Origin of the sequence: Alicyclobacillus shizuokensis NBRC 103103, from assembly GCF_001552255.1 — a bacterium.
Taxonomy (GTDB): Bacteria; Bacillota; Bacilli; order Alicyclobacillales; family Alicyclobacillaceae; genus Alicyclobacillus_G; species Alicyclobacillus_G shizuokensis.
Genome location: NZ_BCQV01000017.1, coordinates 1 through 3,853 on the forward strand (window position 1 = coordinate 1; position 3,853 = coordinate 3,853).

General features: G+C 62.1%; 2 protein-coding genes. Both read left to right on the plus strand.

Translation table 11 applies throughout. The features are described from left to right. Positions 1–582 (plus strand): tetratricopeptide repeat protein (locus tag ASH01S_RS18845; protein ID WP_169794206.1); only part of this gene is annotated, 582 nt, incomplete at its 5' end. A gap of 125 nt (positions 583–707) precedes the next feature. Beyond that, positions 708–3,647: a UPF0182 family protein gene (locus ASH01S_RS08115; protein ID WP_067926294.1), complete on the plus strand. Its 2,940-nt coding sequence runs from the start codon at positions 708–710 to the stop codon at positions 3,645–3,647. Positions 3,648–3,853 lie beyond the last annotated feature (206 nt).

Consider the following 3,853-nt stretch of genomic DNA (forward strand, 5'->3'; position numbering starts at 1 on the left):
TTTGAAAGCTGTACTTCAGAAACAAACCCTAAAATTCGTCTCAAGGCAGGTGTGGGTTTCGCCTGTTCTCTAAAGATGACTGGGCAGATCGAAAAGGCGTTGTCATTCATGGAGGACTTACACGAGATAAGTCTTCAAAATAGTAATTATTATCTTGGAAAAATCGAGCTTGACATCGGAATTCTTCTTCGTGATCTGAACCAGACGGAGGGAGCACTGAGCCACTTAAAGCGGGCATACTTCATTTTTGACCAGACGAACGATCCAGTCTCCATGGCCTCCGTTGAAGAAGAAATTGCCTTACTGTATCTGAATCAAGGGGACGTCGCCCAGGCGGAAAGGCACTGTTTGGCAGGGATGGACTTCGTCCACGATTACGGTGCATCGTTCCAGCACGGAAGACTCTGTCGAGTCATGGGGCAGATCGAGTTATCGAAGGGTGACGCAGGTCGCGCATACGGATTTCTCCGTCTGGCAGCTGAGCGTTTCACAACTCTACACGCGACCCGGGATTTAAACGAGACATTGAGAATTATGGTTGAAGGCCTGCCCGAATCGATGGCCTCCCGCGTTCAAAGCTGATTTTGACTTGACCTCCTCCGAACCCTCCTGCTCATACCCCCGCCACACGATGCGTGTTAAAATAAGCGCAATCGATGCTCTACTGAGATTCGCGAGATGCGGCACGGATTCAAGGGGGATGGGTGATGGCAGCAAAGCCGCGCCGGCGGCGTTGGCCATGGGTGCTACTTGTTTTGGTTGTGTTGGTTGTGGTGTTGAATGTGGGGCTGGATAAACTGTATCAGTATCGGCTGCACGAGGCGCTGGGCTACGGCGCAGTGTACGCGAAGAACATGTGGCTGACGCTCGGCGCCCGATACGGCGGGGCCGCCCTGTATGCCATGCTGGGGCTGTGGGCGCTGCGGCCGCTGATGCGGCTGTGGCCGCGCTGGGGCACGCGGTTGATGGGCACCGCGGCGGTCCTTATCGGCTGGGCAATCGGGTACGGCATGGGTTCCATCAACCCGACCGACTGGTACTTGGCCTTCTCCCACGCGTCCTTCGGCCGGGCCGATCCGCTCCATCACCTTGACTACTCATTTTACGTGTACGTCTGGCCGCTGCTGGAGGCGATGCTGGGGCGGCTGGTGGGGACGCTGGCCCTGTTTGCGGCCGCCCGCGCCGCCTGCCTGGCGGTGTTGTGGCTGCGCCAGTACGTCGTCACGCGCGCGAGCGACAAGGTGGAGGTGTCGGTGCGCGGACAGGCGCGGGTACTGTTGGCGTTGCTTTCGGTCATCTTTGTCGTGCTCGCCGCCCTGGCGGCTCTCCAGCGCTACGGGCTGATGCTGGCCGGCGGCAATCAGTCGTTCGTCTACGGCCCCGACTTTGTCAACGCCCGCCTGGTGATCCCGGTGTTCACCTGGTTCCACGCCCTGACCCTGCTGGCGTTGGCGCTGGCGCTGGCGGTCGCCGCCTGGCGGGTGGACCAGGTGCTGCCCAGCGAAGACGGGTTTGTGCGCCCCGCCGGCCGGGTGTGGCGGCGAGTCGTGCAGGCCGGCGCCCTGACCGTCGGCGGCTACGTGTTCACTTGGATTGTTTCCGCGCTGGTCAACGGCCTGTACGTCCACCCCAACCAGAGCACGGCCGAGCTGCCCTACATCCAGGACACCATCTCCGCCACCCGTTACGGCCTGAACATCGAGCAGGTGGACGCCAAACCGTTTCAAGCGGCCGCGACCCTGACCAAGGCGGCGGTGGAGAAGGACAAAAACGCGCTCGACAACGTCCGCGTCAACGACCAGGGGCAGACCACCAGCATCTACAACCAGCTGCAGAGCTTCAAGAGCTACTTCACCTTCGCCAAGGCGACCGTGGACAGGTACGACGGGCACGAGGTGTACGTGGCCGCCCGGGAACTGGATTCGTCCCAGTTGCCGGTCAAGACCTGGGTCAACACGACACTGGTCTACACGCACGGCTACGGCCTGGCGGCGAGCCCGGTCAACCAGTTTGACCAGGACGGCCTGCCCACCATCCTTGCCGGCAACACACCGCAGACCACCACGGCGCCGTTTCCGAAGATCACCCGGCCGCAGTTCTACTTCGGCCTGCGCGGGCAGAACGTGATTGCTCCGTCGAAGCAGCCCGAGTTTGATTATCCGGTCGGATCGTCCGACAAGTCGTCCCATTACCGGGGCGGGTACGGCCTGCCCATCAACGGCAACCGGCTGCTTTTGACCATCAAGCAGGGGACGCTCCGGTTTTTCACCAGCGACCAACTGACCGACAAGTCGGAATGGCTGTTTGACCGCAATATCTACAAGCGGGTGCAGGACATCGCGCCGTTCTTGCGCTATGACCATGACGCCTTCCCGTTTGTCGACAGCCGCGGCCACATCCTCTGGATGCTCGACGCCTATACCGAGACCGACAACATCCCCTACGCGCAGCCGTTCATGGGGGCCGATTACCTCCGCAACTCGGTCAAGGTGGTGATGGACGCGTACACGGGGCAGGTGACGTTCTATGCCATTGACACGCTCAGAAACTTGGTGTTGTCTAATCCAAATTGCACGTGGCAGGTGACGTTCTATGCCATTGACACGCGCGATCCGCTCCTGCAAAGCCTGATGCGCGTCTACCCGGGCCTGTTCAAGACCCAGGTGCCGGCGGATGTGCGCGCCCATTTCCGCTACCCACAGGATCTGTTCGCCGCGCAGGCGGAGGCGCTGACCCGCTACCACATGACCGATGCCTCCGCCTTTTACAACCGGGAGGACCAATGGCAGCTGGCCAAGCAGATCTACCACCAGAACGAGACCACCACCCGGCCGCCCGTGTACCAGATGATTCGCATGCCCGGCGAGACTGCGCCGCACTTTGTCCTGAGCGCCCTGTTCACGCCCAACGGCAAGGACAACCTGAACGGCTGGTTGATTGCGCACAACGACCCGGGGAGCTACGGCCGGCTGACGCTGTATCAGTTCCCGCAGGCGCAGCTGCAGTTTGGTCCGTTGCAGGCGGAGAACCAGATTGACTCGGACCCGACCATTTCCCAGCAGCTGAGTCTGTGGAACCAGCAGGGATCGCACGTGGTGCGCGGGGACCTGCTGCTGGTGCCGGTTGGCGATTCGCTGTTGTACATCGAGCCGGTGTACCTGGTGGCCAGCCGGGAAAACTCGCTGCCGCAGCTGGAGCGGGTGATTGTGGACTATAACAAACAGGTGTACATGGGCACGTCGCTCGCCTCGGCCATCGACAGCCTGCTCTCCGCCGTTTCGCCCAACACGCCGCAGCCGAACGCGCCCGGTGGAGCCGGGACGGGCACATCCGCCGCCGGTGGAACAAGCGGCGCGGGAGCAGGCGCCGGGCAGGGGACCGGGGCCGCGCAGGGCGCCGAAGGAGCCGGTGCCGGCACGGGCGCTGGCATGAACGCGGGCGAATCGGCCATTGGCGGGGCGGGCCCTGCCACGGGTGGCGGAGACGCGGCCAGCCTGGCGCAGCAGGCCAACCAGTGGTTCCAGCGGTATACGGAGGACACCGCGAAAGGCGACTACGAGGCGGCTGGCAAGGACCTGAAACAGCTGGGCGACGTGTTGGCGCGGCTGCAGGCGTTGACCAAGACCGGAGAGAGCCAGCAGCGGTAGGCTTCACAAAGCGTTATCGGATTCGGACAAAGCGGGCCTGTTCAACCGCTTTTCGGCCGACGTATACTGGGGTCAGGATGGCGCGACGGTGGAGGCAAACAGTGCTGAGGAGTGAGAGCCCCCGTGGACGAGCAGATGCTGCGGCGTGTCCTGACCGAAGTGTTGGACGAGCAGTTGCCTGGAAAGATTGCGGCGGCGTTGGACGA

Bases quoted from the DNA above. Each gene is read 5' to 3' on its own strand.
- ASH01S_RS08115 (WP_067926294.1), top strand. From the start codon at position 708: ATGGCAGCAAAGCCGCGCCGGCGGCGTTGGCCATGGGTGCTACTTGTT.